This window comes from Pseudomonas sp. Sample_24, assembly GCF_004307605.1.
GTDB lineage: Bacteria > Pseudomonadota > Gammaproteobacteria > Pseudomonadales > Pseudomonadaceae > Aquipseudomonas.
In genome coordinates this window covers 1-3581 of sequence record NZ_RCNW01000488.1, presented here as the reverse complement: position 1 = coordinate 3581, position 3581 = coordinate 1, and the positions used below count along the sequence as shown (strand labels likewise).

2 protein-coding genes and 1 pseudogene are annotated in these 3581 nt (G+C 60.5%); 1 reads left to right on the top strand and 2 read right to left on the bottom strand.

What is annotated here, in order from left to right:
- Both ppk1 and hemB read right to left on the bottom strand, forming a co-directional pair.
- Positions 1 to 2168: polyphosphate kinase 1 (gene ppk1 / locus D8V06_RS28410; RefSeq protein WP_130932274.1), on the bottom strand; the 2168-nt coding region annotated here is incomplete at its 3' end.
- Between the two features lie 18 nt (positions 2169 to 2186).
- Positions 2187 to 3200, bottom strand: coding sequence for a porphobilinogen synthase (hemB, locus tag D8V06_RS28405; protein ID WP_056854098.1), 1014 nt, complete (start codon positions 3198 to 3200; stop codon positions 2187 to 2189).
- Positions 3201 to 3405: 205 nt separating this feature from the next.
- Here hemB and D8V06_RS28400 point away from each other — a divergent pair.
- Positions 3406 to 3581 (top strand): annotated as a pseudogene (locus D8V06_RS28400) (DedA family protein); the annotation flags it as partial.

Sequence of the window (3581 nt, the reverse complement as noted above, 5' to 3'; positions counted from 1 at the left end):
CTGCGCGGGTTCTGGTTGCCGGTCGGCGTGTTGCGGATGTAACGACCGTCCGACTGCAGGCTCCAGCTGTGGGTGTTATCGGTCAGGTACAGCTCCAGCTCCTTCTTCACCCGCATGATCAGCTTCTTGCCCTCGACTGGGAAGCAAGTCTCGACGCGCTTGTCGAGGTTGCGCTCCATCCAGTCGGCACTGGACAGGAACATCTGCTCATCGCCACCGTTGAGGAAATAGAACACCCGGGTGTGTTCCAGGAAACGCCCGATGATCGAACGCACGTGAATGTTGTGCGAAACCCCGGCAATGCCCGGCCGCAGGCAGCACATGCCACGCACCACGAGGTCGATGCGCACGCCCGACTGGCTGGCCTTGTACAACGCACGGATGATCTTCGGATCGGTCAGCGAGTTGAACTTGGCAATGATGTGCGCCGGTTTGCCATCGAGGGCGAACTGGGTCTCGCGGGCAATCATGTCGAGCATGCCCTTCTTCAGGGTGAACGGCGCATGCAGCAACTTCTTCATACGCAGGGTCTTGCCCATGCCGATCAACTGGCTGAACAGTTTGCCGACGTCTTCGCACAAGGCGTCGTCGGAGGTCAGCAGGCTGTAGTCGGTGTAGAGGCGAGCGTTGCCGGCGTGATAGTTACCGGTACCGAGGTGCGCATAACGCACGATTTCACCGGCCTCGCGGCGCAGGATCAACATCATCTTGGCGTGGGTCTTGAAGCCGACCACGCCGTAGATCACCACCGCACCGGCCGCTTGCAGACGGCTGGCCAGTTGCAGGTTGGACTCTTCGTCGAACCGCGCGCGCAACTCGATCACCGCGGTAACTTCCTTGCCGTTACGCGCCGCATCCACCAGCGCATCGACGATTTCCGAGTTGGCGCCGGAGCGGTACAGGGTCTGACGCACCGCCAGCACGTGCGGGTCCTTGGCAGCCTGGCGCAGCAAGTCGACCACCGGGGTGAACGACTCGAACGGGTGCAGCAGCAGGATGTCCTGCTTGCTGATCACACTGAAAATATTCTCGCTGTTTTGCAGCAGCTTCGGGATCTGCGGGGTGAACGGCAGATATTGCAGCTCGCGCTGGCTGTCCAGACCGGTGATGCTGAACAGACGCGTCAGGTTCACCGGACCGTTGACCTGGTACAACTCGGTCTCGCTCAGGTTGAATTGCTTGAGCAAGTAGTCGGACAAGTGTTTCGGGCAGGTATCGGCGACTTCGAGACGCACCGCATCACCATAGCGACGCGAGAACAGCTCACCACGCAGGGCGCGGGCAAGGTCTTCGACGTCTTCGGAATCCAGCGCCAGGTCGGCATTTCGGGTCAGGCGGAACTGGTAGCAGCCCTTGACCTTCATGCCCTGGAACAGGTCATCGGCGTGGGCGTGGATCATCGACGACAGGAACACATAATTGTCGCCGGCGCCGCCCACTTCCTCCGGCACCTTGATGATGCGCGGCAGCAGGCGCGGGGCCGGGATGATCGCCAGGCCGGAGTCGCGACCGAAGGCGTCGATGCCTTCGAGCTCGACGATGAAGTTCAGGCTCTTGTTCACCAGCAACGGGAACGGGTGCGTCGGGTCGAGACCGATCGGGGTGATGATCGGCGCGATCTCGTCGCGGAAATAACGGCGCACCCAGGTTTTCAGCTTGGTCGTCCAGTGACGACGACGGATAAAGCGGACCTGATGTTTTTCCAGCTCCGGCAATAGAATGTCGTTGAGAATCGCGTACTGGCGGTCAACGTGGCCGTGCACCAGTTCGCTGATGCGCGCCAGGGCCTGATGCGGCTGCAAGCCATCGGCCCCCGCCTGCTCACGGGCGAAAGTGATTTGCTTCTTCAGGCCGGCGACGCGAATTTCGAAGAACTCGTCCAGGTTGCTGGAGAAGATCAGCAGAAACTTCAGCCGCTCCAGCAACGGATAGGTCTCATCCAGCGCCTGTTCCAGTACGCGGATGTTGAACTGCAGTTGCGACAACTCGCGATGGATGTACAGGCTGCTGTCATCCAGGCCGGGAATGGCAATCGCCGGCGCCGCCGGGGCGGGCTCGGTTACCGCCGCGGGTGGAGCAGGCTCCAGCTCCGGCGGGGTCTCGGCGATTTGCTCGACCACAGGTTGAGCGTCTTGTACGGCAACTTCCGTGAGTCCTTCGGTATTCATCACATGTTCCTGGGAGGGCTATTTTTGCTCTCGTAACAATTGAGCGGCACGAACGGCAAAGTACGTCAGGATGCCATCAGCGCCTGCACGTTTAAAGGCGGTCAGGGATTCGAGGATAACCCCTTCGCTCAACCAGCCGTTCTGGATCGCGGCCATGTGCATGGCGTACTCGCCGCTGACTTGATAAACAAAGGTCGGCACTTTGAACTCTTCTTTGACCCGGCACAGGATGTCCAGGTACGGCATGCCTGGCTTGACCATGACCATGTCTGCGCCTTCTGACAAGTCAGCCGCCACTTCGTGCAGGGCTTCGTTGCTGTTGGCCGGGTCCATCTGATAGGAGGCCTTGTTGGCCTTGCCCAGGTTCAGTGCCGATCCGACCGCATCGCGGAACGGGCCGTAGTAGGCGCTGGCGTACTTCGCCGAGTAGGCCATGATCCGCACGTTGACGTGACCGGCCACTTCGAGCGCTTCGCGGATCGCCTGGATGCGCCCGTCCATCATGTCCGACGGGGCGACCACCTGCGCACCGGCTTCGGCATGGGACAAGGCTTGCCTGACCAGTGCATCGACGGTGATGTCGTTCTGCACGTAGCCTTCTTCGTCGAGGATACCGTCCTGGCCATGAGTGGTGAACGGGTCCAGAGCGACGTCGGTGATCACACCCAGCTCAGGGAATTGCGCACGCAGGGCGCGGGTGGCGCGCTGGGCGATGCCTTCAGGGTTCCAGGCTTCGGCGGCGTCCAGCGACTTCAGCCCTGGCGGGGTCACCGGGAACAGTGCCAGCGCCGGAATTCCCAGCTCGACCCACTTGGCCGCTTCTTCGAGCAACAGATCAATGGTCAGGCGTTCGACGCCCGGCATCGACGCCACCGCTTCACGACGGTTTTCACCGTCCAGCACAAATACCGGCAGAATCAGGTCATCGACGCTCAGCACATTTTCACGGACCAGTCGGCGCGAGAAATCATCGCGACGGTTGCGGCGCAGGCGGGTTGCAGGGAACAAACGGTTGGCGGGGGTAAAGCTCACGGCAGACTCCTGAGCCCGCAGGCGTGCGAGCGTGACAGTTATAAGCGGCCATTATGACGAACGTGTGACAGTTGTGCGCACACCGCGACATGTAGCCGCATTCCATTGTCCTTGTAGGAAATGTTCACGTCGAGACACATTTGGACACTTTCCTGAATGTGTGCGAAGGGTTAGGCTGCGCGTTCATTTCGCCAGCACCCAGACAATGCTCCAACAATTTCTGCATGACTTCGGCTACTTTGCCTTGTTCCTCGGCACGTTTTTCGAAGGCGAAACCATTCTGGTGCTCGCAGGCTTCCTCGCGTTCCGTGGATACATGGACATCAACCTGGTGGTGGTCGTGGCGTTCTTCGGCAGTTATGCCGGCGATCAGCTGTGGTA